The organism is Streptomyces sp. LaBMicrA B280, from assembly GCF_049222185.1.
Classification (GTDB): Bacteria; Actinomycetota; Actinomycetes; order Streptomycetales; family Streptomycetaceae; genus Streptomyces; species Streptomyces murinus.
Genome location: NZ_JBMJCT010000035.1, coordinates 19221 through 42349, shown reverse-complemented (window position 1 = coordinate 42349; position 23129 = coordinate 19221). Strand labels below are relative to the sequence as shown.

Sequence of the window (23129 nt, the reverse complement as noted above, 5' to 3'; positions counted from 1 at the left end):
GCAGATGACCACCACCGACGCGCGGACCTCAGGACGCAAACCAGCCCAGCTCGTGGACATGAACTGGGATCCGATCACCCGGATCATCGGCAACCTGGGTATCTACACGAAGATCGACTTCGCCAACCGTGAGGTCGTGGAGTGCCACAGCACCTCGTCGCTGTTCCGCGGCTACTCGGTGTTCATGAAGGGCAAGGACCCGCGCGACGCCGGGTTCATCACCTCACGGATCTGCGGCATCTGCGGCGACAACCACACCACCTGCTCCAACTACGCCCAGCAGATGGCCTACGGCGTCAAGCCGCCGAAGCTGGCCGAGCACATCACCAACCTGGGCGAGGCGGCGGAGTACATCTTCGACCACACGATCTTCCAGGACAACCTGGTCTTCGTGGACTTCTGCGAGGCGATGGTCAAGGCCACCAACCCCGGGGTGCTGGCCCGCGCCGAGCGCACCGACGCGCCCCGCGGCGATGTGCACGGCTACCGCACCATCGCCGAGATCATGAAGGCCTTCAACCCCTTCGAGGGCGAGGTCTACAAGGAGGCGCTGAAGGTCAGCCGGATCACCCGGGAGATGTTCTGCCTGATGGAGGGGCGCCATGTGCACCCCTCCACGCTCTACCCGGGCGGCGTCGGCACGATGCCGCAGCCGAGCGTCTTCACCGACTACCTCAGCCGCCTGATGCGCGTCATCGACTTCGTCAAGAAGGCGGTGGCGATGAACGACGACGTCTTCGACTTCTTCTACGAGGCGCTGCCGGGCTACGAGGAGGTCGGCAAGCGCCGTATCCTGCTGGGCTGTTGGGGCGCCTTCCAGAACCCGGACGTGGTCGACTACCGCTACGCCACCATGAACGAGTGGGGCAAGGCGATGTACGTCACCCCGGGCATCGTGGTGGACGGCAAGCTGGTCACCAACAACCTGGTCGACATCAACCTCGGGCTGCGCATCATGCTGGGCAGCTCCTTCTACGAGGACTGGGTGAACGAGGACCCGTTCGTCACCCACGACCCGCTGGGCAACCCCGTCGACATGCGCCACCCCTGGAACCAGACCACGGTTCCGGTGCCGCAGAAGCGGGACTTCGAGGGCAACTACAGCTGGGTGATGAGCCCGCGCTGGTACCACCCGGACACCAATGAGCACCTCGCCCTGGACACCGGCGGCGGCCCGCTCGCCCGGCTCTGGTCGACCGCGCTGAGCGGCCTGGTGGACACGCCGTACGTGAAGGCGACCGGGGGCGGCATCCGCATCACCCTGCCCAAGGGCGAGAAGCTGCCGGAGACCACGCTGGAGTGGCGCATCCCGAAGTGGAGCAACACCCTCGAACGCGACCGCGCCCGGCCGTACTTCATCGCCTACGCCGCCGCCATGGCCCTGCAGTTCCTGGAGGAGGCCATGGGGATGCTGCAGAGCGGCGACACCAAGGTCTTCGAGAACTTCGAGGTGCCGGACGAGGCGATCGGCTGCGGTTTCCACGAGGCGGTGCGCGGGGTCCTCTCGCACCACCTGGTGATCCGGGACAAGAAGATCGCCAACTACCACCCGTACCCGCCGACCCCCTGGAACGCCAGCCCCCGCGACATCTACGGCACGCCCGGCCCGTACGAGGACGCGGTCATGGGCCAGCCGATCTTCGAGGAGAACGGCCCCGACGACTTCAAGGGCGTCGACATCATGCGCACGGTGCGCAGCTTCGATCCCTGTCTGCCGTGCGGCGTCCATATGTACATGGGCAAGGGCAAGACCCTGAGCACCGTGCACTCGCCCACGTACGGGGCCAACCATGGCTGATCCGGCGGGGCGCCTGGCGGATCAGGCGGTGGAGGCCCGGCTCGCCCGGCTCGACGAGGTGCTGGCCGGGCTCGAGCACACGCCCGGCCCGGCCCTGGAGGCGGTGCGGCTGCTGACCGAGGTCTACGGCGAGGCCCTCGCCCGGATCCTGGACGGCGCCGACGAACGGCTGGGCGCCCGGCTGGCCGGTGACGAGCTGGTCGGCCACCTCATGGTGCTGCACGGGGTGCACCCCCAGCCGCTGGCCGAGCGGGCCGAGCGCGCGATGGAGCGGCTGCGGCCCGCGGTGCGCGAGCGCGGCGGCGACCTGGTGTGGGCCGGGGTCGAGGGCGAGGTCGCGCGGGTGCGCCTCGACTCCGGTTCCAAGGGCGGCTGCGGCGGTGGGTGCGGGGGTGGCTCCGCGGACATCGCCGGGGCGGTCCGGGAGGCCGTGCTCGCGGTGGCGCCGGAGCTTTCCGACGTGGAGATCGTGCCGGACGGCGAGGAGCGCAAGGCCGCCCCCGCCTTCGTGCCGCTGAACACGATCAAGCGCCGGTCCGTGCCGCAGGAGGCGGGGTGAGCGTGGAGGGGGCACTCGCCCGGGTCATCCGCTCCGCCGCCGACCGCGCGGCCACGGCCGACGCGGAGAGCTGCGAGCTGTGCGCGGCCCGGGTGGCGGAGGAGCACGCCCATCTGTACGACACCGGGGCGGCCGAGGTGCGCTGTGTGTGCGGCCCCTGCTCGGTGCTGTTCGCGGACGGCGCGGCGGGCGAGGGCCGCTACCGGCTGGTGCCCCGGCGCCGGCTGCGGCTCCCGCCGGTCGACACCGGGGTGCTGGGCGTCCCGGTGGGGCTGGTGTTCTTCGTGCCGCGCTCGGACGGGGCGGTCACCGCGCAGGGGCCGAGCCCGGCCGGGGCGATGCGCTGGGAGGTGGACGCGGACGCCTGGCGGCGACTGGCCGCCGAGGTCCCCCAGGTGGCGTCCATGGCACCGGACGTGGAGGCGCTGCTGGTGAACACCGTGCGGGGGCTCTCGGAGCACTGGATCGTGCCGGTCGACGACTGCTTCCGGATGACGGCGCTGGTCCGCCGCGAGTGGCAGGGCCTCTCCGGTGGCGGGCAGGTCTGGGCCGCCGTAGAACAGTTCTTCAGGGACCTCACCGAACGGTCGTAGTCGTAACCTGGAAGGAGAGCGGACATGGGCACCATCCGAGTGGGCCGCCCCGAGGCGAAGCCCGACACCCCGAGCCATGTTCCCGGGCTGCACCAGGGCAACAAGGGCCCGTACCAGGAGCAGACCGGACACCACCGGGACGGCAGCTCCGACGCGCGCCGCTCCACCGGTATCCACTGGAAGCGGCATGACGCCCTGGGCGAGAGCATGCCGAACATCTCGCCCGGCTGAGAGAACGGAAAGTGACCGCCATGAGCGATTGCAGAAGCAGAAGGCGCGCGCGATCGGGGATGTCCGGACGGCAGCTGCTGCTGCTCCAGGCCGCGCTGGTCGGCGGTGTGATCACCGCCCTGGTCATCAAGGAGTTCCCCGGGATCATCCGGGAGCTGCGGATCTTCCGGATGACCGGCGGTCCGGGCGCGAACCGGCGCTACCCCTGAGGCGGCCGTGCACGAACTGTCGATCGCGTCGGCGATCGTGGAACAGGCCGAGGAGATCGCCCGCGCGGACGGTGCGGACCGGGTGTCCGCGGTGACCGTCCGGGTCGGCGAGCTGTCCGGGGTGGTGCCCGACGCGCTGGACTTCGCCTTCGAGGTGGCCCGCGACGGTACGGCGCTCGCGGACGCCCGGCTGGTGGTGGAGCCGGTGCCCGCGCTGGCGTGGTGCGACGGGTGCGCCGAGGAGTTCGCGGTGGGCATACCGCCATTCTTCTGGTGCCCGCACTGCGACCGGCCCTCCCAGGAGCTGCGCAGCGGACGCGAGTTGGAGATCACGGGCGTCGATACGTAGGACGCCGCTCCCGGCAAATGGTCCGGCCCCCGCCGAGGACGGCGGGGGCCGGACCTTTCCCTGGCGCTTCGGTCCCGGTCAGCAGATCCGGGGCAGCTGCTCGCCCAGCGGCAGGTCCACGACCCGGGTGCCGCCGAGGCCGGTGGCGACGACGACCATGCCCGGGTGGTCGGCCACGCACTGACCGATCAGCGCCGCGCCGGTGCCCTGCGGGTGGGCGTGCATGGCGGCGAGCACCGCCTCGGCGTGCTCGGGGGGCACGAAGGCGACGAGCCGGCCCTCGTTGGCGACGTACAGCGGGTCGAGGCCCAGGAAGCCGCAGGCGTTCGCGACCTCCTCCGGGACCGGGACGGCCCGGTCGCGCAGCAGCACGCCGGTGCCGGAGGCGCGGGCGATCTCGTTCAGGGAGGCGCCGAGCCCGCCCCTGGTCGGGTCGCGCAGGACGTGCAGGTCCCTGGTGACCGCCAGCATGGCCGCGACCAGACCGGCCAGCGGGGCGGTGTCGGAGACGATCTCCACTCCGAACTCCAGGCCCTCGCGCACGCTCATGACGGCCACGCCGTGCTGTCCGATCGGCCCGCTGACGATGACGGCGTCGCCGGGCCGGGCGCGCTGCGGGCGGATGTCGACACCGTCCGGGACCAGGCCGACGCCCGCCGTGGTGACGTAGACGCCGTCGCCGTGCCCGGACTCGACCACCTTGGTGTCGCCGGTGGCCACGGTGACGTCCGCGGCCCGCGCGGCGGCGCCGATCGCGCGGGCGATCCGCCCGACCACGGCCAGTTCCACGCCCTCCTCCAGGACGAAGGCGGTGGAGAGGAAGGCGGGCCGGGCGCCGCTCATCGCGAGGTCGTTGACGGTGCCGTTGACGGCGAGGTCGCCGAGGCTGCCGCCGGGGAAGAACAGCGGCCGTACGACGTAGGAGTCGGTGGAGAAGGCGAGCCGGGCGCCGCCGAGGTCGAACACGGCGGAGTCGGCGAGACCGGCGAGGAGGGAGTTGCCGTAGGCCGGGGCGAAGACCTGCTCGATCAGCTCGGCGGAGAGGGCACCGCCGCCGCCGTGGCCCATGACGACGACCGGCTGGTCGTGCAGCGGGGCGGGGCAGGTCCAGTTCGCCGGGTCGACGGCGGACTCGGGGGCGTCGGTCGCGGCGGCGGGGGTGGCGAGGTCAGCCAACGGGGTTCATCTCCTCCCGCGGGATCCGCGATCCCTGCGGTGCCGGGGTGTTCATGCGGCGGTAGAGGTAGTAGGCGGCGCAGGCGCCCTCGCTGGAGACCATGGTGGCGCCGAGCGGGGTGCGCGGGGTGCAGGCCGTGCCGAACGCCTCGCACTCGGTCGGCTTGATCAGGCCCTGGAGGACCTCGCCGGCCCGGCACACGGCCGGTTCCTCGGTACGGATGTCCAGGACGTCGAAGCGGTGCTCGGCGTCGTGGGCGCGGAAGGCGTCGGTCAGCCGCCAGCCGCTGGCCGGGATCCGGCCGATGCCGCGCCAGTTGCGGTCGGTGACCTCGAAGACCTCCTCCAGCATGCGCAGGGCGGCCGGGTTGCCCTGCTCGCGCACGGCCCGCGGATAGGCGTTCTCCACCCGGTGCTCGCCCCGCTCCAGCTGGTGCACGGCGCGCCGGATGCCCTCCAGGATGTCGAGGGGTTCAAAGCCAGTGACGACGACGGGCACGCGGTGCTTCTCGGCGAGGTCCGGGTATTCGGCGGTGCCCATCACGCTGCACACATGTCCGGCGGCGAGGAAGCCCTGCACCCGGCAGGCGGGCGCGGTCATGATCGCCTCGATGGCCGGGGGGACCCGGACATGGGAGACCAGCAGGCTGAAGTTGCCGAGGCCCAGACGGCGGGCCTGGTGGACGGCCATGGCGTTGGCGGGGGCGGTGGTCTCGAAGCCGATGGCGAAGAACACCACCTGCCGGCCGGGGTTCTTGCGGGCGAGTTCGAGCGCGTCCAGCGGGGAGTACACCACGCGTACGTCGCCGCCCTCGCCCTTGACCCGGAACAGGTCCCGGTCGGTGCCGGGCACCCGCAGCATGTCCCCGAAGGAGCAGAAGATCACCTCGGGGCGGGCGGCGATGGCCAGGGCCTTGTCGATGACGTCCAGCGGGGTGACGCACACCGGGCAGCCCGGGCCATGGATCAACTCGACCTCTTCAGGCAGGAGTTGATCGATGCCGTGCCGGATGATGGAGTGGGTCTGGCCGCCGCAGACCTCCATCAGGGCCCAGGGGCGGGTGACCGTGGCGCGGATCTCGTCCAGCAACCGGCGGGCGCGTCCGGGGTCGTTGAACTCCTCGATGTACTTCACCGGGCCTCACTCTCGTTCTCCTGGCGGGCCGCCTGTTCCCACGCGTCGCCGAACTCCTCTTCCAGCAGCCCGAGTTGGTCGAACAGCTCCAGGGAGGCGCGGGCCGACTCCTCGTCGAGGCGCTGGAGCGCGAAGCCGACGTGCACGATCACGTACTCCCCCACCCGGACATCGGGCAGGTACTCCAGGCAGGCCTGCTTACGGACGCCGCCGAAGTCGATCAGGCCGGTGAGGGGGTCGGCCTGGTGGTCGATGGACACGACCTTGCCGGGCACTGCCAGACACATGGCTCACTCCGTCTCGTGGTGGGGTGCGGTGGCCGCGACCATCAGCTGGCCGAGCGCCAACCCGCCGTCGTTCGGGGGTACTTCGCCGTGCCGCAGGACCGTGAAGCCGTCCGCGCGCAGCAGGGCCGTGCACTTCTCCTCCAGCAGGGCGTTGGCGAACACCCCGCCGGTGAGGGCGACCGTGTCGAGGCCGGTCGCGCCGCGGGCCCGGCGGCAGATCTCGGTGACGGCGCGGGCCACGCCTCGGTGGAAGCGGGCCGCGAGGACCGGGGCCGGGGTGCGGCGGCGCCGGTCGGCGAGCAGCGCCCGCAGCATCGGCGCGGGATCGCAGGCGAGGGTGGCGCCACCGGTGAGCCCGAAGGGGTACGCCACCGCGTCCGCGTCCCGTGCGTCCAGGGCCGCGGCCTCCAGCTCCAGCGCGGCCTGCGCCTCGTACCCGGCGCGGTGGCAGACTCCGGCGAGGGAGGCCACGGCGTCGAAGAGGCGGCCCATGCTGGAGGTGGGGACACAGGCCACCTGGCGGTCCAACTGCCGGCGCAGCAGGGCGAGTTCGGTCGGGGAGCAGGCGGTGACGCTGGGCAGTTCCGCCGTCCAGGGCAGGCCCGCGGCCCACAGCCGGGCCAGGGCCAGTCGGCAGGGGTTGGCCACGCCCGCGTCGCCGCCGGGCAGCGGGGCGGGGGTCAGATGGGCGAAGCGGCGGTAGCCGGTGTAGTCGGCGAGCAGGATCTCGCCGCCCCACACGGTGCCGTCGTCGCCGTATCCGGTGCCGTCGAAGGCGACGCCGATGACCGGGGTGGTGCCGTCGAGGCCGTGTTCGGCCATGGCGGAGGCGATATGGGCGTGGTGGTGCTGGACCAGCCGCAGCGGGAGCCGGGCGCCCGCACGTCTGCGGGCCCAGCCGGTGGAGTGGTACCCGGGGTGCCGGTCACCGGCGATCAGCCCGGGGGTGACATGGGTCAGCCGGGTCAGCTGCCGTTCGGCCCGCCGGGCGGCGTCCAGCGTGGCCAGGTCGCCCATGTCGCCGATGTGCGGCCCGAACCAGGCGAGTTCGCCCTCGCCGAGGCAGGGCACGTTCTTCAGGTCGCCGCCGACCGCGAGCGCGGGCCGCACCGGGACCGGCAGCCGCAGCGGGCGCGGGACCCAGCCGCGTGAGCGGCGCAGCACCTGTTCGGTGCCGTCGGGTCGGACCCGCAGCAGGGAGTCGTCGCAGGGCGCGGCGATGGGCCGGTCGTGGGCGAGCCAGGCGTCGGCGAGTCCCGCGAGCCGGGTGCGGGCCTCGGTGTCGTCGGTGACGATGGGTTCGCCGGAGCGGTTGCCGCTGGTCATGACCAGTGCCCGGGGTCCCGGTGGGTCGCCGGGCAGCCCGAACAGCAGGGTGTGCACGGGGGTGTAGGGCAGCATGATCCCGAGGTGCGGGCTGCCCGGGCAGACCTGGTCGGCCAGCTCGCCCGCGGGGGTGCGGCGGCGGACCAGCACGATGGGGCGGCGGGGCCCGGTCAGCGCGGCGCGCTCGGCGGGGGTCAGCACCGCGAGGCGCTCGGCGACCGTGAGATCGGCGCACATCACGGCGAACGCCTTGCCGCCGCGCTCCTTGCGCGCGCGCAGCGTGGCGACGGCCGCCGGGTCGGTGGCGTCGCAGGCAAGGTGGTAGCCGCCGAGCCCCTTGACGGCGACGATCCGTCCGGCGGCGAGCAGTCCGCGTGCCGCCGCGAGCGCGTCCGCGTCCCGTGCCGGGCGGATACCGGGGCCCGTCAGGGTGAGCCGGGGCCCGCAGCCGGGGCAGGCGACGGGCTGGGCGTGGAAGCGCCGGTCGGCGGGATCGCCGTACTCCCGGGCGCAGTCGGGGCACATCGGGAAGCCGGCCATGGTGGTCGCCACCCGGTCGTAGGGCATGCCGGTGGCGAGGGTGAAGCGGGGGCCGCAGTGGGTGCAGGTGACGAACGGGTGCCGGTGCCTGCGGTCCTCCGGGTCGGCGAGTTCGCGCAGGCAGTCGGCGCAGGTCGCGGTGTCGGGCGGGAGCTGGGTGCGACCGCTCGCCGGTGCGGTGGAGCGGATCGCGAAGGGTCCGGCGGCGCCCGTGGCGGGCAGTTCCTCGTGAGCGACCCGGGTCACCGTGGCCAGCGGCGGGGGCCGGTGGGCCAGCAGTGCGCAGAACCGGGCCACCTCCGCCGCCGGACCCTCGACCTCGATCAGCACGCCGTCACCGGTGTTCCCGACGAACCCGGCCAGGCCCGTCTCGGCCGCCAGCCGGTGCACATACGGCCGGAAGCCCACCCCCTGCACGGTGCCGTGCACGGTGAGCCGGCGGCGGACCGGGCCGGTCGCGGGAGCGGTCATGCGACGGGCGCGGACTCGGTGTGCTGGTGGTGGTGGTGTCCGTGCGGTTGCGGGGCGAGCGGCGGCCGGTGCGCGGGAGCGCCGTCGCGGGCGGCGAGGGCGCGGTCGAGGACGGTGCCGACGCCGTCGCCGGTGCGGGCGCAGGACCGTACGATCTCCACCCCCGGGTTGACCCGCTGGACGTTCGCGCGAAACGTGCTCTCGTCGAATCCCGCAGCCTCGGCGAGATCGGTCTTGGTGATGACGACGACATGGGCGGAGCCGAACGCGGTCGGGTACTTCAGCGGCTTGTCCTCGCCCTCGGTGACCGCCATCAGCACGATCCGCAGGTTCTCGCCGAGGTCGTAGGAGGCGGGGCAGACCAGATTGCCGACGTTCTCCACGAAGAGCACCGAGGTGTCCTCGGGCAGCCAGCCCGTGAGCCGTTCGCGCACCTGGCGGGCCTCCAGGTGGCAGAGCCCGTCGGTGAGGACCTGCTGGACGGGGGCGCCGGAGCGGGCGAGCCGGGTCGCGTCGTTCTCGGTGGCCAGGTCGGCGGTGAGCGCGGCCACGGGCACGCCCCGCGCCACCGCGTCGGCGAGCATCCGGCCGAGGAGTTCGGTCTTGCCGCTCCCCGGGCTGGACAGCAGGTTGACGACGGCCACCCCCTGTTCCGCCAGTTCCTCGCGCAGGCGCGCGGCGAGGTCGTCGTTCTTCGCCAGGACGGCCTGTCGGACGTCGTCGGACCGGCACATGGGCGCTGCTCCTCGGGTTCGGCGGCTGGGCCCCGGGCCGCGTCCCGCGCGGCCCGGGTGTCATCGATCTTCGGCCGTCGCGGGCGTGCGGGCGGGCAGCGCAGCCGGGTGCGGCGGGCCGTTTTCCATCGAGCGGCCCAATGCGGTCGCCGGTGCGGCCGGGTCGGCGAGCAGCAGCGGGACGAGCGCGTGCAGCGCGGTGACGGCGGGTTCGACGGCGGCGCGCACGGCCGCGCTGAGTCCGGGCAGGATGTCCTCGTCCCCGGCGGGCAGCACCTGCGGTTCGCAGGCCAGCACCAGCACCCGGGGCAACGGCTCCTCGCCCAGGTGGGTGGCCAGGGCCAGTACCGTCGCCGGGTCCATGCCGTGCGCCTCCGGCGGGACGTCCCCGTCGGGGGGTTCGGCCTCGATCAGGGAGAGCGTCCCGGGCCGCTGCCCGCGCCGGGCGGCGTCCACGAGTACGGCGGTGGCGCATCCGCCGAGCAGGTCGTAGGCGAGGTCGAGGCCGCGGATGCCGTAGTCCCGCACCCGCACCCCGGGAGCCAGCGGGCGCTGTTCGAGGGCGCGGATCACCTCGGGCCCGAAGGCGTCGTCGGCGAGGAAGATGTTGCCGACACCGGCGACGAGGAGGGGGGCGGTCATCGGGCGGCTCCGGCTTCGGCGGGGCCGGTTTGGCCGGTGAGTGGCTGCCGGGGGTCGGGCGGTGCGGCCAGGGGGCGGGATGAGCCGGTCGGGGTCTTGCGCACGAAGGCCGCGCGAAGGGCGTGATAGGGGGCGTGCGGGTCGAAGAACAGGGCGTGCATTCGGGCCAGTTCGGCCCGCCGGTACGTGGCGAGGGGCCGGTGCCGTTCGTCGGCGGCGCGGGCGGCCGCCTTCGCGGCGATACGGCGGTCCAGGTCGGGGGCGGCGGCGAGGGTGGCCGCGAGCCGTTCCACCGTCGAAGCGAACTCCCCCGGCGCGGCCGGTACGAGCCGGTCCACCAGGCCGATCCGTTCGGCGTTCGCCGCGCTCACCGGCAGCGCCTGCTCGGTCAGCCGGCGGGCCTCGTCCGGGCCGACGCGGCGGGGCAGGGTGTAGGTCCAGAACTCGGAGCCGTACAGGCCCATGCGCCGGTAGTGCGGGTTGAGGACGCTGCCGGTGCGGCTCCAGACCTGGTCGGCGGCGAGGGCGAGCAGTGCGCCGCCCGCGGCCGCGTTGCCCGCGAGGGCGGCCACCACCAGCCGGTCGGTGGTGCGCAGGACCGCCTCCACCAGGTCGTCCATCGCGTTGAGGTTGACCCAGGACTCCTGTCCCGGATCGGCCGCCGCCTCGATGACGTGGAGATGGATGCCGTTGGAGAAGAAGTCGCGCGGCCCGCCGAGCACCAGGACCCGGGTGGGGCGGGTGAGCGCGTGCTCGTAGGCGGCGAGCAGCCTGCGGCACTGGTCGGTGCTCATGGCGCCGCCGGGGAAGGAGAAGCTCAGCAGGCCGACGTCGCCGTGCTGCCGGTAGCGGATGTCGGTGTAGGTGCACCGGTCCTGGGGCAGCTCCAATGGGGCCGGGACCTCCGGGAGTTCGAGGCCGGGGTCCAGCGCGGCGAGGACCGCGGCGGCGGGGCGGCGGAAGGGTGCCGGGTCGCCGGAGTTCTTGCGCGGGCGCAGTTCCGGGATCCAGACCGCGCCGTCCCGGGTGGCCCGGCAGACCGCTCCCGCGCGGCGGGCCAGCAGTTCGCCGGGGCGGCCGCGCAGTTCGTCCTCGGGGTGCCCGCCGTGCAGGAACAGCTCCCGGCCGAGGAGTTCGTCGAGGACGCCGGGCCGGGAGTCGGCGCCGCGCAGCTTGCGCAGCACGGTGGCGGTGTCGTCGTGCGCCCAGTCGATCCGGCGCCGCTCCTGGCGGAAGGGGCCCCGCCGGACGACGTCGATCGCGGGGTCGCTCTGCGGGCGGGGCTTGAACGCGCCCTCCGCGTACCGGCGTACGGCGGTGAGGACGGCGGTGACGGCGGCGTCGGCGACCTCGTTGCGGTACAGGTCGCTCTTGCCGACCGGCGCCATCCGGAACGGCTCGGCCGCCCAGACGGGTCCCGCGTCCATCCCGGCCTCGGCCTGGAGCACGGTGACGCCCCAGTCCGGGGCCTGGGCGGCGACGGCCCAGTCCAGCGCGGCGGGCCCCCGGTCGCCGGGCGGCCCCGGATGCACGATCAGACAGGTGTGCTCCCGCCACACGTCCTCGGGCAGGGCGGTCGTGAGCATCGGGGCGATCACGAGGTCCGGGGCCCGCTCCCGTACGGCGGCCCGCACCGGCTCCATGCCCCGCGCTGCCAGGACGACGTCCACGCGGTGCCCCCGGTCGGTCAGTTCGGCGTACACACGCTGGCAGAGACTGTTGAACGCGCCGGCCACGAGCAGGATGTCCATGACGCGGCATGCTCACCCCCGCGGGGCGTCCCGCGAAGGACCGCCACGGGGATTCACCCCCGCCACGCGGCGCCCTTGCGCCATCCGGACCGCGTGGGCGCACCCGGACGCGGCGATCCGCGGAGGGCCGTGCCTCACTCCTCGTCGGACGCCGGGATCAGCTCTATGTCGAGCACGCCCTCGTCCTGGAACAGCTCCGAGGTCAGCCGGGACGGGTCCTGGGTGCCCTCCAGCGCGAGGAGGACGCGGGCGGCGTCGTCCGTGCGGCCGGGTAGTCGTTCGAGTTTGACCTGGACGATGCGGAAGCCGAGCCGGGTGCAGGTCTCCATCAGGCGGGGCAGCAGGGCGGTGCCGGTGCGGTAGGTCAGCCGGGCCTCGAAGGCGGCGGCGGTCGTGCCGGGGACCAGTCGGCCGGAGAAGTAGGAGTAGCCGCGCACCACCAGGAAGTGCAGCGCCGTCACCGCCAGCGCGAGCACGGGCAGCCCGCCGCCGCAGGCCATGCCGACGGCGCAGGTCAGCCAGACGGTGGCGGCGGTCGTCAGGCCCCGTACCGCGTCCCGTCGTACGAAGATCAGACCACCGCCGATGAAGCCGATGCCGGAGACGATCTGGGCGGCGACGCGGGAGGGGTCGAAGGAGACGTGCTCCAGGCCGAGCACGGCGGTGAAACCGTGCTGGGAGACCTCCATCATCAGCGCGCTGGCGATGCCGACCAGTGTGTGGGTGCGCAGGCCCGCGCTCTTCTGCTGGGCCGCCCGCTCCCAGCCGATCAAGGTCGACAGCACCAGCGCGAGCCCCAGCTCGGCCAGCTGCCTGGGCCCCTGGCCGTTGTGTATGTCCCACAACGGTGCCGCCAGCCACACTCCCGTCATGCACACCTCTCATCTCATCGCGCCGATTCGTCCTGCCGCTGGCGTCTACCCCCGAGGTGGTCTCCTGACGCTACCGGCCCGGTCCCCGCGGCGCCCGTCGGCCGTCCGCCGACCGTGAGAGGGGTACTCGGCCGCCTGGGGAATGTGAGGCGTGAGGAAGGGGACGGACGCATGCGGCACGACGAGATGATCGGAAAGGTGCAGGCGCTCGCCCAGCTGCCCGACCGGGGTTTCGCCGAGCGGGCCGCGCACGCGGTCGTTGCGACGCTGTCGGAACGGCTGCCGTCCGGGCCGGCCCGGCATGTGGCCGCCCAGTTGCCACCGGACATGGCCGACGCGATGCGGCGGGCGGCGGACCCGGGGGCGAGGTCCGACGCCCGGGAACCGGACGCACGGGAATCCCGGGCACGGGGTTCGGGCGCCCCGGGTGCGGACGGCCCGGGCACGGCGGGCGAGCGGTTCGGGCTGACCGCCTTCGCCGGGCGGATAGCCGACCGGGCGGGCACCGACGAGGACACCGCGCTGCGGGACGCCGCCGCCGTACTGGAGGTCCTGGACGCCGCGCCGGCCCCGGAACTGACCGAGCGGATGGCGGGCGCGCTGCCGGCGGACATCAGGGAGTTGCTGCCGCTGGAGCGGGCGAGCGAGCCGGACCGCTGAGCCGGAGCCGGTCAGCGACGCTCGGGCCGGACCCGGCGGTGTCTGCGCACGCGCGCGGTACGGGGCTTCGACGGGCGGGTCACCCATCGGTCCTCTACCTGATCGAGACCGAAGAGCAGAAGGCTGAGAACGGGGAGCAGCAGAACCGCGACGGTGATCACTGGAGGCACACCTCCTGGCCGACGACACCCCGCGAGTGCCCCGGCGCGAACTCGCCCACCGGGGAGAGTTGTGGAGGTCCCGTGACCGCCACCCGCACCAGGGCCGCGTGGCCCACGTCCACTGTCACATCAGTCGGCCCCTGCCACATCTCCTGGCGGGCGCGCGTGCCGGAGCGGGTCAGGCGGACGGTCACGTTCGTGGGCGGGGGGTGACCCGGGCGCGGGCGCTGGACGGGCCGGGTGGGCGGGGGTGTGCTTACGGTGCTTCCAGGAGCGTGGGACGGGAGCGACGGTGGGTGATGCGCGGCGGCGGGCGGCCGGGCCGGGGGGCGGCGGGCGCCGGACGGGGCTCGGCAGCCGGCCCGCGTACTCCGTGCGGCTCGCGGCCTCCCCGCGTCCCGAGCCGTCGGAGCCGGTGACCGAACGCACCGTGCCCTGGCTGCGCGTCGCCGCGGCCTACGCCTGGCGGCTCATCCTCGTCGGCGCCGTCGTCTACGGCGTGTTCATCGTCCTCGGCAGCTTCCAGCTGATCGCCGTCGCCCTGTTCCTGGCGCTGGTCATCACCTCGGTGCTGCGCCCGCTCGCCGACCTGCTCAGCCGGTTCCTGCCCCGGCCGCTGGCCGTCGCCGCCGCGCTGGTCGGCAGCCTGCTGGTGCTCCTCACGCTGCTCGCGCTGGTGGGCAACGCGGTGGCGGGCGAATCGCCGCGGCTCGCGGGCGAGTTCCGCGGCGGTGTGCACCGGATCGAGGAATGGCTCCAGCGGCCGCCGTTCCGGCTCAGCCCCGGCCGGCTCTCCGCGCTCGAACGCCAATTCACCAACTACCTCGCCGCACACCGCTCCAACCTGCTCAGCAGCGCCGTCAGCGGCCTCGGCCGGGTGGTGGAGCTGGTGACCGGCGGGGCGCTGGCGCTGTTCGCCTCGGTGTTCTTCATCCACTCCGGGGAGCGGCTGTGGGCGTGGGCGCGCGAGGAGCTGCTGCCGGCCGGGGCGCGTACGGCCTGGGACCGGGCGGGGCGGGCGGCCTGGCGGTCCTTCGCCGGATACACCCGCGGCATCATCATCGTGGCCGCCACCAACGCCGTCCTGGTCGGTGTGGCGCTGCTGTTGCTGCGGGTGCCGCTGGCGCTGCCGCTGACCCTGCTGGAGTTCTTCGCCGCGTTCGTGCCGCTGGTGGGCTCGCCGGTGGCGCTCGCGGTCGCCACGGTGGTCGCGCTGGCCGGGCGGGGGCCGCTCACCGCCCTGGCCGTGCTGGCGCTGATCGTGGTGATCGGCCAGTTGGAGGGGCATGTGCTGCATCCCGTGGTGATGAGCTGGGCGGTCCGGCTGCATCCGCTGGTCGTCGCCGTGTCGGTGATCGCGGGCAGCATCGTGGCCGGGGTGATCGGGGCGATCGTCGCGGTGCCGCTGATCTCGGTGGTGTGGGCGGTGCTGCGGGCGCTGCGGGCCGTACCGCCCTGAGTGGCCTCATCAGCCCGCTTCGACTGCTCCGACCGGGTGATACTCACGTGGTGCGGGTGACGGGCCGCAGACCGTGTTCGAGCACCGGTCCCATCAGCAGAGCGGCGCCGCCCCCTCGTCCCAAGGAGGCGGCGCCGCCGTCGTGTCTCCCGGAGCGGCCGGGCGAGACATTCACCGCAGCGCCGCGGCCACCAGCCCGGCGATCTCCGCCTCCCGGACGCCGCCGCCGTTCACCAGCCGGTCGAAGACGAGCCCGTCGACACAGAGCAGCAGCCAGACCGTCCGCTCCTCCGCGTCCGCCACCCCCTGCGCCGCGAGGAAGTCGCACACCGAGCGCCGCGCCGGGTTCTCGCGCGGCACGAGGATCTCGCGCAGCACGGGGTCATGGACGCTCTCCACGGCGCAGGCATAGCGCGCGAGCGTACGGCGGCGCCCCTCCCCGGTGAGCCGCACCCGGATCAACTCATCGATTCCGGCGGCCAGTTCGGCGGGAGACCGGGGCACCGGCAGCCGCTCCCCCATCCGCTCGAGTTCCGCCTGGTCGAGCGCCACCAGACGGCGCACCAGCGCGGTCAGCAGCGCCTGGCGGGTGCGGAAGTAGGCGGAGGTGGTACCGGCGGGCAGGTCGGCCGCGCGGTCGACGGCGCGATGCGTCAGCCCCCGGACGCCGGTGTCGGCGAGCACGGTGATGGCCGTGTCGGCGAGGAGAGTACGTCGATCTGTGGACACCCCCTCTTTCTACACCCCGCCTTCTACAGCCGTAGAACCCCGCTGTACGGTCTTCTACAGCTGTAGAAGCGCCAAGGCGAAGGGGGCCCGGCATGGGTGACACGGCGGTGGTGGTCGGGGGCGGCATCGGCGGGCTGGCGGCGGCCATCGGGCTGCGCCGGATCGGCTGGCGGGTACGGGTGGTGGAGCGGGCGGCGGTGCCGGGGGACGCGGGCGCGGGCATCTCGCTGCACGCCAACGGGCTGCGGGCGCTGGACGCGCTCGGCGCGGGGGCGGCGGTGCGGGCGGCGGCGCACCCCCAGTACACCGGGGGCACCCGCACCCCCTCGGGCCGTCGGCTGGCCCCCATGGACGGCAGGGCGCTGGAGCGGGCGCTGGGAACGCCGATCGTCGGCATCCGGCGCTCGGTCCTGCACCGGCTGCTGCGCGAGCGGCTCCCGGACGACTGCCCGCACATCGCCGCGACCGTGCCCGCGCTGTACCGCTCCGACCCCGCCGAGGTGGGCGTGCCGCTCCCGGACGGCATCATGGCGGCGGACCTCGTGGTCGCGGCGGACGGGGTGCACAGCCGGTTGCGCTCCCAGCTGTTCCCGGACCACCCCGGCCCCTCCTACAGCGGCTCCACCGTGCTGCGGGCCATCACACGGAGCCCGTTGGAACTGTCCACCGACTTCGAGCTGACCTGGGGCGGGGGCGCGGAGTTCGGGCACATCGGCCTGGCGGACGGCCACGCCGAGTGGCACGCGGTGCTCAACTCACCGCCCGGCGTGCGGCATTCCGACCCGCTCGGCATGCTGCGCCGCCGCTTCGACGGCTGGCACGAGCCGATCCCCGCCCTGCTGGCGGCCACCCGGCCGAAGGACGTCCTGCACCACGACATCCACGAACTCGCCGCTCCCCTGCCCTCGTTCGTCTCCGGCCGGGTCGTCCTGCTCGGCGACGCGGCCCATGCGATGACCCCGAACCTCGGCCAGGGCGCCTGCCAGGCCCTGGAGGACGCCGCGGCACTGGCCGCCGCGCTCGCCGGGGCACCGTCCCTCGCCCAGGCACTGGCCCGCTACGACGCCGAACGCCGGCCCCGCGCCCAGGCCGTGGCCCGCGCCGCCCGGCAGGCGGGCCGACTGGGCCAGCAGCTCTCCGGCCCTCTGGCCGTCGGCCTGCGCAACACCGCGATGCGCCTCGCACCGGCCAGGGTCACCCTGCGCACGATCCTGCGCCGCGCCGACTGGACACCGCCGGTGATTCCGGCGCGGGACTGAACGCCGTCAGGCGTCCGCGGCCCCCGAACCCGGCCGCCCCCGCCGCGAGCGGTTCGGGGGTCAGCCGGAGGCGAAGGTCTTCAGCTGTGCCGTGCCGCCGTTGAAGCGGTCGTGGTCGCCCACGGTCTTGCCGGTGGAGGTGTACTGCCACATCGTGTAGTACTGCCAGCCGGCCGGCAGCGTGCCCGCCGTCGAGGCGTAGCGGGCGATCCACAGCGGGTTGCTCGCGCTGAAACCGCCGTAGTTCCCGGTGCACTGGGTCCACCAGTTGGTGGCGGTGTAGATCACCGCGGCCCGGCCGGTACGGGCCTTGTAGCGGTTCAGGAAGTCACGGATCCAGGTCACCATCTGGCTCTTGGACTTGCCGTAGCAGTCGCCGCCGTACGGGTTCCACTCGATGTCGAGCACCCCGGGGAGCGTCCTGCCGTCCGCCGACCAGCCGCCGCCGTGGTTGACGAAGTAGTCCGCCTGGGCGGCGCCGCCGGTGCTGTCCGGGGTCGCGAAGTGGTAGGCGCCGCGCACGATGCCGACGTCGTAGGAGCCGGTGTACTGCTGGTTGAAGTAGGCGTTCTTGTACGACGTTCCTTCCGTGGCCTTGGTGTACGCCCAGCGCACCCCACTGCCGTACAGGGTCGACCAGGCGACGTTGCGCTGGTAGCTGGAGACGTCCACGCCCTCGGTCAGGCCGGTGCGGGAGTCGGAGAGCGAGTCGGCGGTGGGGCCGGGGGCGGCGGCACCGTCGTGGGCGAGGACGCCCATGCCCATGTAGGCGCTGCCCCGCTCGGGGGTCACGGCGCCGCTCTCGGGCACGGCCGCCGGGACGGACAGGGTGAGGAGGAGGCCGGTCAGCACGCCGGTGACGGTCAGGCGTGAGCGGCCGCGGGAAAGGACCATGGAGCTTCGCACGGCTTCCATCTGACCCGGCATCGGGCCGCGCCGCACCCCGGGTTCCGCCCAACGAAGACGGCTACTCGCCGGTTTGGGCCATCCGGGTGCCCCGGCGGCCGGTCGCGGGCGCCCCTTCCGGGGTACCCGCGACCGGCCGGGGGCCCGTCAGCCGTCGATGCGGTGCTGGGTCCAGAAGGAGGTCAGGTCCGTGCCGGTGGCGGCCTGGGCCGCGGCCTTGAACTCGGCCGTGGTGGAGACGCCGTACCAGTGCGCGGTCGCGTAGTCCTTCAGCAGCTTGGTCATGGCGGTGTCACCGATGAGGCGCCGCAGGTCGTGCAGGGCGCACTTGCCGTAGCCGTAGACCACGGTGGAGTAGCGGGAGGAGTGCGCGTCCCAGTACGCCATCGAGTTGGTGATCTTCTCCGCGCCGGAGGCCCAGGAGACGCTGTTCCAGCAGCCCGAGCCGGTGATGCCCTGGGCGAGGTCGGTCGAGTAGTCCGCGAACGCCTCGTCCAGCCAGGCGCTGTTGTACTCGTCGTCGCCGACGATGCCGTACCACCACTGGTGGGCGATCTCATGGGTGAGGGCGGTGCTGCTGACCAGGTCGAGGACGAAGCCGGGGTACTCCATTCCGCCGAACCAGTAGTTGTTGTCGAGGACGGCGTCCAGCTCGCCGTACGGGTAGGCGCCGAAGCGCCCGGCGTGGGTGTCGACGGCGGACTTGGCGGTGCTGAGCATCGACTGGGCGCTGGCGGAGCTGATGCCGGACACCGAGTAGACGTTCACGGCGACGCCGGCCGGCGAGGTGCCGGAGATCTTGCTGAAGGGCCCGGCGGCCCAGGCGAAGTCACGGACCTGGGAGGCGGTGGCCGTGGTGATCGTACGACCGCTCGTGCCGGGGGTGTCGGTGGACGTGCCGGTGGCCGGGACCAGCAGGCTCGTCGGGTGGTCGAGGGTGACCTTGAAGTCGGCGGCCAGCGAGTAGAAGGCCTCGCCGTTGTTCGTGTACGGGTCGAGGTGCCAGCCCGCGCCGTCGCGGATCGCGAGGACGGGCAGGGCGTTGCCGATGTTGCTGTACGCGCCGTCGTGCCCGAAGCGGTCGGCGCCGCTCGGCACGGTGATGCCGAGGTCGAAGCCGATGCTGGCGCTCTGCCCCTGGGCGAGCGGGGCGGGCAGCGTGATCTTCAGCGCGGTGCAGGCCACGGAGAGGTCGCCCGCGGTGCCGCCGGTGACGTTGGTGACCTTGATGGGCATCGCCGAGCAGGTGCCGTGGTAGTTGTCCCACAGCCGCAGATAGACCTCGTTCAGCGCGGTGGCGGAGGCGTTGGTGAAGGTCACGCTCTCGTGCCCGGTCCAGGCGGTGCCGCTGGTGTCGCTGCTGAGGTTCACCGTGTAGCCGGGCGCGGCGGGGGTGCGGGTGGTGTCGGTGGCCGGGGGCGCGGTGCCGCCGGAGGTGTCGAGGGCGATGTCGTCCAGGACGAAGCTGGTCTGGAGGCTGGAGTCCTCGGTGCCGGTGAAGGTGAGGTTCACCGTCTGCCCGGCGAAGGAGGACACGTCGAACGACTTCTGCACATAGCCGGTGTTCTTGTCGAGGTTCGACCAACTGGCCAGCGTGGTGCTGCCGAACGTGGCGGTCAGCTTGTCGTAGGCGGTGCTCGACGTGGTCTCGGCGGTGTCGATGTGCAGATAGAAGCTGAGGGTGGCGGTGGCGCACCCGCTGGGGACGGTGACGCTCTGGGTGAGGCTGTCGGTACGGGTCTTCCCGGTGCCGTCCAGCCAGGCGTACGAGCTGCCGCCGTGGGGGCTCTGCCCGGTGCGGTTGGTGATCACGGTCGACGTGGACGGGGTCCACGCCGGACTCCCGTTCTCGAAGCCGCCGTCGGTGACCACCTGGGCGGGTGTGCAGTCGGCCGCCGCGCTCGCGGGTGCGGGTGCGGTGTGCGCGGCGGCGGGCACGGCGGGGAGGAAGAAGGCGGCCAGGGCGGCGGCGGTGAGCGCGGCAACGCCTGCGGCCTTGTGGGGGGTCGGTCTCACACGCTACTCCTTCGGGGCGGCCGGGGTCCCGGCCTGCTCGACGACCGCCCGGTCGGCTGGGATGCGCCGGGGCGGTCGCGTACGGGGCTTGCGCGAGCGCTGTGCTGAGGAACCGGTCGCCTCCCCCGCTGGGGTCGGGGCGACGACTGCCGAAAGAGTGCCAGATTTGACCCGTCCATGCCAGAGCGTCCATGCCGGTCCGGTCATGCCGGTCCGGTCATGCCGGTCCGGTCATGCCGGACGGCACGATCGGCTCAGCGCTGGCACACCGTCAGGAGTACCGCGCGCAGGCGAGCGCCCGAGGGCGTCGGCCAGCCCGTGGAGATGTGGCCGAGCGCGGGCGTCGCCGGGACCGGGGGATTGCCGTCCGTCGGGGTGAGCACGCGGTGCAGGCGCAGGGCCGTGCCGTGCGGGGTGGGCAGATGGGTGCCGTCCGCGTCGTCCGCCGGGGTCGGGGTGAAGGCCGCCGGGGTGAACGGGGCGCCGGTGTAGGCACGGGTCACCTCGTGGTCCGGGGAGTCGGTGATGCTCTGCGCCATCGCCTGCGTCCGGCCCGCGACGAGCCGCAGCAGCTCGGTGACCAGCACCGGGTCGCGCATCCCGTCGTACGCCCAGCGCTTGCCCAGCACGCCGTGCTCCATGGTGCCGACGAGCGCGTGCTCGGCGCCCTCCAGCGGCGCGCCCCGGTAGCTCAGCGGCACCAGGTACGCGGTCCGCTCCGGGCTCGTGGTGTCGGTGGCGATCATGATCTCGATGCCGACCTCGCCCTCGGGGTCGTCCAGCCGGAAGCCGCCGGTCTTCTCCAGGACGGGGGCGCCGGAACCGCCGCGGTACCACGGGCGGGTGGGCAGCCACTCGGCGAGCAGTTCGACCTTGGAGGGGGTGAGGGTCGTGTGGTGGATGACGGCCATGACGGTGGTGGTCTCCCCGGTGTGAGCGTGCTGATCGGGCTCAGCCTCGCACACCGTCCGAGAACTCGAGCGCGGGACTCAACCCCGCCCAGGGATTGGGCCCTTCGCCGGTCACCGGCCCGCAGACCCCGGCCCCCCGCTCCCGCGCGGTACGCACCGCGAGCGGGACCAGGGCGGCGGGCACGCCGTACACCAGGTGGCAGATCCGGTCGGGTGGTTGACGCGCGGCCCAGGAGGGCCGGGTGAACGCGGAGACGTACGTCGCCCAGTGTCCCTCGAACGTGACGGTGAGATCGACGAGCCGGGCGTACCCCGGCGCCGGATGGACGCCGGGGTTGAGCACCACGCTGCCGGTGCCGGACCGCCGCAGCTCGCGGACCAGGCGGCGGCAGTCCGGCAGGCCCTCGGCGGTCGCGGTGACCCGGTCGAGGAAGCAGCCGTCGGTCCGGTACCAGAGCCGGTGCCGGCGCACGTCCTCGGTGATCGCGGCCCGCTCCCGCGTCCCGTAGTCGGTGTCGACGTACCCGAGCAGCCGGGCGCCCGCCGTGCGCAGCGCCCGCGCCGCCGCGGTGTACGCGGGATCGGGCGCCTCGCCGGGCCCGCTGGCGGGGTTGAGGACGACGGCGTAGGTGCGGGCGGCCGCCGTGATCAGCCGGTGCCAGGCGCCCGGATCCTGTGCCGGGTGCACATACAGCGGTATCAGCAGGCTCACGGTGTCGCCGCCCACAGCGCGGCGAGGGCGTCGTCCAGGCCGTGGGCCGGGCGCCAGCCGAGTGCGCGTTCGACGGCGCCGATGTCCGAGCACTGCCAGGACACCTGGGCGGAGCGCGCCGAGCCGCCCCCGTCCTCCGCCAACTCCCCGCGGAATCCGGCGAGTCGGGCGAGCCCGTGCACCAGCTCGCGCACCGGTACGGCCCCGCCGCCGCCGATGTTGAGCACGGGCGGCAGCGGTCCGGGCGCGGTGACGGCGAGGGCGACGGCCCGGGCCACATCGCGGACGTCCACGAAGTCACGGTAGGCCGACAGGTCCCCGAGCCGCAGCACGGCCCCGGGGTCGGAGCCGGCCGCCCGCAGCAGCGCGGCCATCCGGCCGGGCAGGCTCGCCGCGCAGCAGCGCGGCCATCCGGCCGGGCAGGCTCGCCGCGGGCGCCCCGGGCCCGACCGGGTTGCCGATCCGCAGCACCACCGCGTCCAGGCCCGCCGCGGTCACCGCGAGGGTGCCGGCGAGCTTGGTGGCGCCGTACGGGGTGACGGGGCAGGCGGGCGCCGACTCGGTGACCGCCGCGCAGGGGGTGCCGGGGCCGTACTCGGCGGCGGAGCCGAGATGGACCAGGCGGGCCGCGGGGGCCGCCTCGCGCAGGGCGGCGCAGAGCACGGCGGGCCCCCGGGCGTTGACCTCGGCGAGCGTCACCGGGTCGCCGCCGGTGGCGCCCGCGCAGTTGACCACGGCGTCGGGCGCGGCCGCCGCCAGGGTCTTGGCCAGCCGCTCGGGCCGGTCGGCGGCGAGGTCGACGGTGTACTCGGCGCCGGTGCGGCCCCCGGCGAGCAGGCGCGCGCCCGGAAGGGCGCGCACCTGTTCCATCACCCGGCGGCCCAGATATCCGGTGCCGCCCAGGACGAGAATGCGCATGCGGGACTCAGGCTCCCTTGAGCAGCAGGGACTTGCGGCTGGTGAACTCGGCGTTGGCCCGGTCGTAGTCGTCGGGACGCCCTATGTCCAGCCAGTAGCCCTCGAACTCGTAGGCGTGCGGCGGGTTCTGGGCTCTGAGCAGGTCGAGGACGAGTTCGTCGAAGCCGAGCGGAAGGCCGGGGGTGTAGCCGTCGAGGGTGGCGCGGGAGAGGCCGTAGACGCCCATGGAGACCCGGTAGTCCATGCTGGGTTTCTCGGTGAACGCGACGACCTTGCTGGCGTCGGTGGTGAGCACGCCGAAGTCGATGTGCACCTTGCGGGCGTAGGTGGCGATGGTGAGCGGCGCGCCGGACGCGTGATGGCGGCGCAGTACGTCCGCGTAGTCGAGGTCGGTGAGGATGTCGCCGTTCATCACGAGGAAGTCCTCGGGCAGCCGGTCCTTCAGGTTGAGCAGGGGGCCCATGGTGCCGAGCGGGCTCTCCTCGGTGGCGTAGTCGACGGCCATGCCCCACTGGGAGCCGTCGCCGACGTAGGCGCGGATGATCTCGCCGAGATGTCCGATGGCGAGGGTGCAGCCGGTGAAGCCGGCCGCGGACAGCTGGCGCAGCACGATCTCCAGGATGGCGTGCTGGTCGCCGATGGGCACGAGCGGCTTGGGCAGCGCGGTGGTGTAGGGCCGCAGCCGGACGCCCTTGCCTCCCGCCAGGATCACTGCGTGCATGGGG

The 23129-nt window shown here is 73.6% G+C and carries 26 protein-coding genes; 9 read left to right on the top strand and 17 right to left on the bottom strand.

The annotated features are described in order from the left end of the window. Positions 1-4 precede the first annotated feature (4 nt). From ACLF5H_RS27210 to hypA, 6 genes are read left to right on the top strand one after another with little or no spacing between them, the layout of a single operon-like run. Complete coding sequence (locus ACLF5H_RS27210) at positions 5-1798, top strand: nickel-dependent hydrogenase large subunit (protein ID WP_421678644.1); 1794 nt, start codon at positions 5-7, stop codon at positions 1796-1798. Next, positions 1791-2357 (top strand): NifU family protein, encoded by a 567-nt coding sequence (locus ACLF5H_RS27205; protein ID WP_421678643.1) that lies wholly within the window; start codon positions 1791-1793, stop codon positions 2355-2357. Before ACLF5H_RS27210 ends, ACLF5H_RS27205 begins: the two co-directional genes overlap by 8 nt. Continuing rightward, a complete protein-coding gene (locus tag ACLF5H_RS27200; RefSeq protein WP_421678642.1) occupies positions 2354-2950 on the top strand; it encodes a DUF5947 family protein in 597 nt (198 codons plus the stop codon). Before ACLF5H_RS27205 ends, ACLF5H_RS27200 begins: the two co-directional genes overlap by 4 nt. A 24-nt stretch (positions 2951-2974) precedes the next feature. Then, the gene (locus ACLF5H_RS27195; protein WP_037653844.1) at positions 2975-3181 is read left to right on the top strand and encodes a hypothetical protein; all 207 of its coding nucleotides are present in this window, start codon (positions 2975-2977) and stop codon (positions 3179-3181) included. 59 nt (positions 3182-3240) lie between these two features. Then, positions 3241-3390: a hypothetical protein gene (locus ACLF5H_RS27190; RefSeq protein ID WP_164932484.1), complete on the top strand. Its 150-nt coding sequence runs from the start codon at positions 3241-3243 to the stop codon at positions 3388-3390. A gap of 7 nt (positions 3391-3397) precedes the next feature. After that, positions 3398-3739 (top strand): hydrogenase maturation nickel metallochaperone HypA, encoded by a 342-nt coding sequence (hypA, locus tag ACLF5H_RS27185; protein ID WP_085563341.1) that lies wholly within the window; start codon positions 3398-3400, stop codon positions 3737-3739. Positions 3740-3817: 78 nt separating this feature from the next. Here hypA and hypE read toward each other — a convergent pair whose 3' ends face one another. The 8 genes from hypE to ACLF5H_RS27145 form a co-directional block, all read right to left on the bottom strand. Beyond that, a complete protein-coding gene (gene hypE, locus ACLF5H_RS27180; RefSeq protein ID WP_421678641.1) occupies positions 3818-4915 on the bottom strand; it encodes a hydrogenase expression/formation protein HypE in 1098 nt (365 codons plus the stop codon). After that, positions 4908-6050, bottom strand: a complete 1143-nt coding sequence (gene hypD / locus ACLF5H_RS27175; protein ID WP_421678640.1) for a hydrogenase formation protein HypD — start codon at positions 6048-6050, stop codon at positions 4908-4910. Before hypD ends, hypE begins: the two co-directional genes overlap by 8 nt. Continuing rightward, a complete protein-coding gene (locus ACLF5H_RS27170) occupies positions 6047-6337 on the bottom strand; it encodes a HypC/HybG/HupF family hydrogenase formation chaperone (protein WP_421678639.1) in 291 nt (96 codons plus the stop codon). Before ACLF5H_RS27170 ends, hypD begins: the two co-directional genes overlap by 4 nt. Positions 6338-6340: 3 nt before the next feature. Continuing rightward, positions 6341-8674, bottom strand: coding sequence for a carbamoyltransferase HypF (gene hypF / locus ACLF5H_RS27165; RefSeq protein ID WP_421678638.1), 2334 nt, complete (start codon positions 8672-8674; stop codon positions 6341-6343). Beyond that, complete coding sequence (gene hypB / locus ACLF5H_RS27160; protein ID WP_421678637.1) at positions 8671-9408, bottom strand: hydrogenase nickel incorporation protein HypB; 738 nt, start codon at positions 9406-9408, stop codon at positions 8671-8673. The genes hypF and hypB overlap by 4 nt, the downstream gene beginning before the upstream one ends. Before the next feature lie 60 nt (positions 9409-9468). Further along, positions 9469-10050: a hydrogenase maturation protease gene (locus tag ACLF5H_RS27155; RefSeq protein WP_421678636.1), complete on the bottom strand. Its 582-nt coding sequence runs from the start codon at positions 10048-10050 to the stop codon at positions 9469-9471. Next, positions 10047-11801, bottom strand: coding sequence for a hydrogenase maturation protein (locus ACLF5H_RS27150; protein ID WP_421678635.1), 1755 nt, complete (start codon positions 11799-11801; stop codon positions 10047-10049). The genes ACLF5H_RS27155 and ACLF5H_RS27150 overlap by 4 nt, the downstream gene beginning before the upstream one ends. Before the next feature lie 134 nt (positions 11802-11935). After that, a complete protein-coding gene (locus ACLF5H_RS27145) occupies positions 11936-12673 on the bottom strand; it encodes an MgtC/SapB family protein (protein ID WP_421678634.1) in 738 nt (245 codons plus the stop codon). A 171-nt stretch (positions 12674-12844) separates the two neighbouring features. Between ACLF5H_RS27145 and ACLF5H_RS27140 the strand changes: the two genes are divergently transcribed. Beyond that, positions 12845-13333: a DUF2267 domain-containing protein gene (locus tag ACLF5H_RS27140; RefSeq protein ID WP_421678633.1), complete on the top strand. Its 489-nt coding sequence runs from the start codon at positions 12845-12847 to the stop codon at positions 13331-13333. Positions 13334-13490: 157 nt separating this feature from the next. On the opposite strand, the gene ACLF5H_RS27135 is transcribed toward ACLF5H_RS27140, so the two are convergent. Next, positions 13491-13688: a hypothetical protein gene (locus ACLF5H_RS27135; protein WP_421678632.1), complete on the bottom strand. Its 198-nt coding sequence runs from the start codon at positions 13686-13688 to the stop codon at positions 13491-13493. Positions 13689-13786: 98 nt separating this feature from the next. On the opposite strand from ACLF5H_RS27135, the gene ACLF5H_RS27130 reads away from it, so the two are divergent. Then, positions 13787-14953 carry an AI-2E family transporter gene (locus ACLF5H_RS27130; protein ID WP_421678631.1) on the top strand — a complete coding sequence of 389 codons (1167 nt, stop codon included), beginning with the start codon at positions 13787-13789 and terminating at the stop codon, positions 14951-14953. A gap of 171 nt (positions 14954-15124) precedes the next feature. Here the strand turns inward: ACLF5H_RS27130 and ACLF5H_RS27125 are convergent, their stop codons facing one another. Next, complete coding sequence (locus tag ACLF5H_RS27125; RefSeq protein WP_421678630.1) at positions 15125-15682, bottom strand: TetR/AcrR family transcriptional regulator; 558 nt, start codon at positions 15680-15682, stop codon at positions 15125-15127. A gap of 92 nt (positions 15683-15774) precedes the next feature. Here ACLF5H_RS27125 and ACLF5H_RS27120 point away from each other — a divergent pair, with 92 nt between their 5' ends. Next, on the top strand, positions 15775-16941 hold the full coding sequence (locus ACLF5H_RS27120) for an FAD-dependent monooxygenase (RefSeq protein ID WP_421678629.1): 1167 nt from the start codon (positions 15775-15777) through the stop codon (positions 16939-16941). Between the two features lie 60 nt (positions 16942-17001). Here the strand turns inward: ACLF5H_RS27120 and ACLF5H_RS27115 are convergent, their stop codons facing one another. From ACLF5H_RS27115 to ACLF5H_RS27085, 7 genes are all read right to left on the bottom strand, one after another. Continuing rightward, positions 17002-17856 (bottom strand): lysozyme, encoded by an 855-nt coding sequence (locus ACLF5H_RS27115; RefSeq protein WP_421678628.1) that lies wholly within the window; start codon positions 17854-17856, stop codon positions 17002-17004. Positions 17857-17994: 138 nt separating this feature from the next. Beyond that, positions 17995-19863 (bottom strand): M1 family aminopeptidase, encoded by a 1869-nt coding sequence (locus ACLF5H_RS27110; protein WP_421678627.1) that lies wholly within the window; start codon positions 19861-19863, stop codon positions 17995-17997. Positions 19864-20117: 254 nt separating this feature from the next. Next, the gene (locus tag ACLF5H_RS27105; protein ID WP_421678626.1) at positions 20118-20774 is read right to left on the bottom strand and encodes a maltokinase N-terminal cap-like domain-containing protein; all 657 of its coding nucleotides are present in this window, start codon (positions 20772-20774) and stop codon (positions 20118-20120) included. A 40-nt stretch (positions 20775-20814) separates the two neighbouring features. Then, positions 20815-21486 (bottom strand): spherulation-specific family 4 protein, encoded by a 672-nt coding sequence (locus ACLF5H_RS27100; protein WP_421678625.1) that lies wholly within the window; start codon positions 21484-21486, stop codon positions 20815-20817. Then, positions 21483-21860 carry an NAD-dependent epimerase/dehydratase family protein gene (locus tag ACLF5H_RS27095; RefSeq protein ID WP_421678624.1) on the bottom strand — a complete coding sequence of 126 codons (378 nt, stop codon included), beginning with the start codon at positions 21858-21860 and terminating at the stop codon, positions 21483-21485. The genes ACLF5H_RS27100 and ACLF5H_RS27095 overlap by 4 nt, the downstream gene beginning before the upstream one ends. Then, complete coding sequence (locus tag ACLF5H_RS27090) at positions 21784-22404, bottom strand: NAD-dependent epimerase/dehydratase family protein (protein ID WP_421678623.1); 621 nt, start codon at positions 22402-22404, stop codon at positions 21784-21786. Before ACLF5H_RS27090 ends, ACLF5H_RS27095 begins: the two co-directional genes overlap by 77 nt. A 7-nt stretch (positions 22405-22411) precedes the next feature. Then, positions 22412-23125 carry a nucleotidyltransferase family protein gene (locus ACLF5H_RS27085; protein WP_421678622.1) on the bottom strand — a complete coding sequence of 238 codons (714 nt, stop codon included), beginning with the start codon at positions 23123-23125 and terminating at the stop codon, positions 22412-22414. Positions 23126-23129 lie beyond the last annotated feature (4 nt).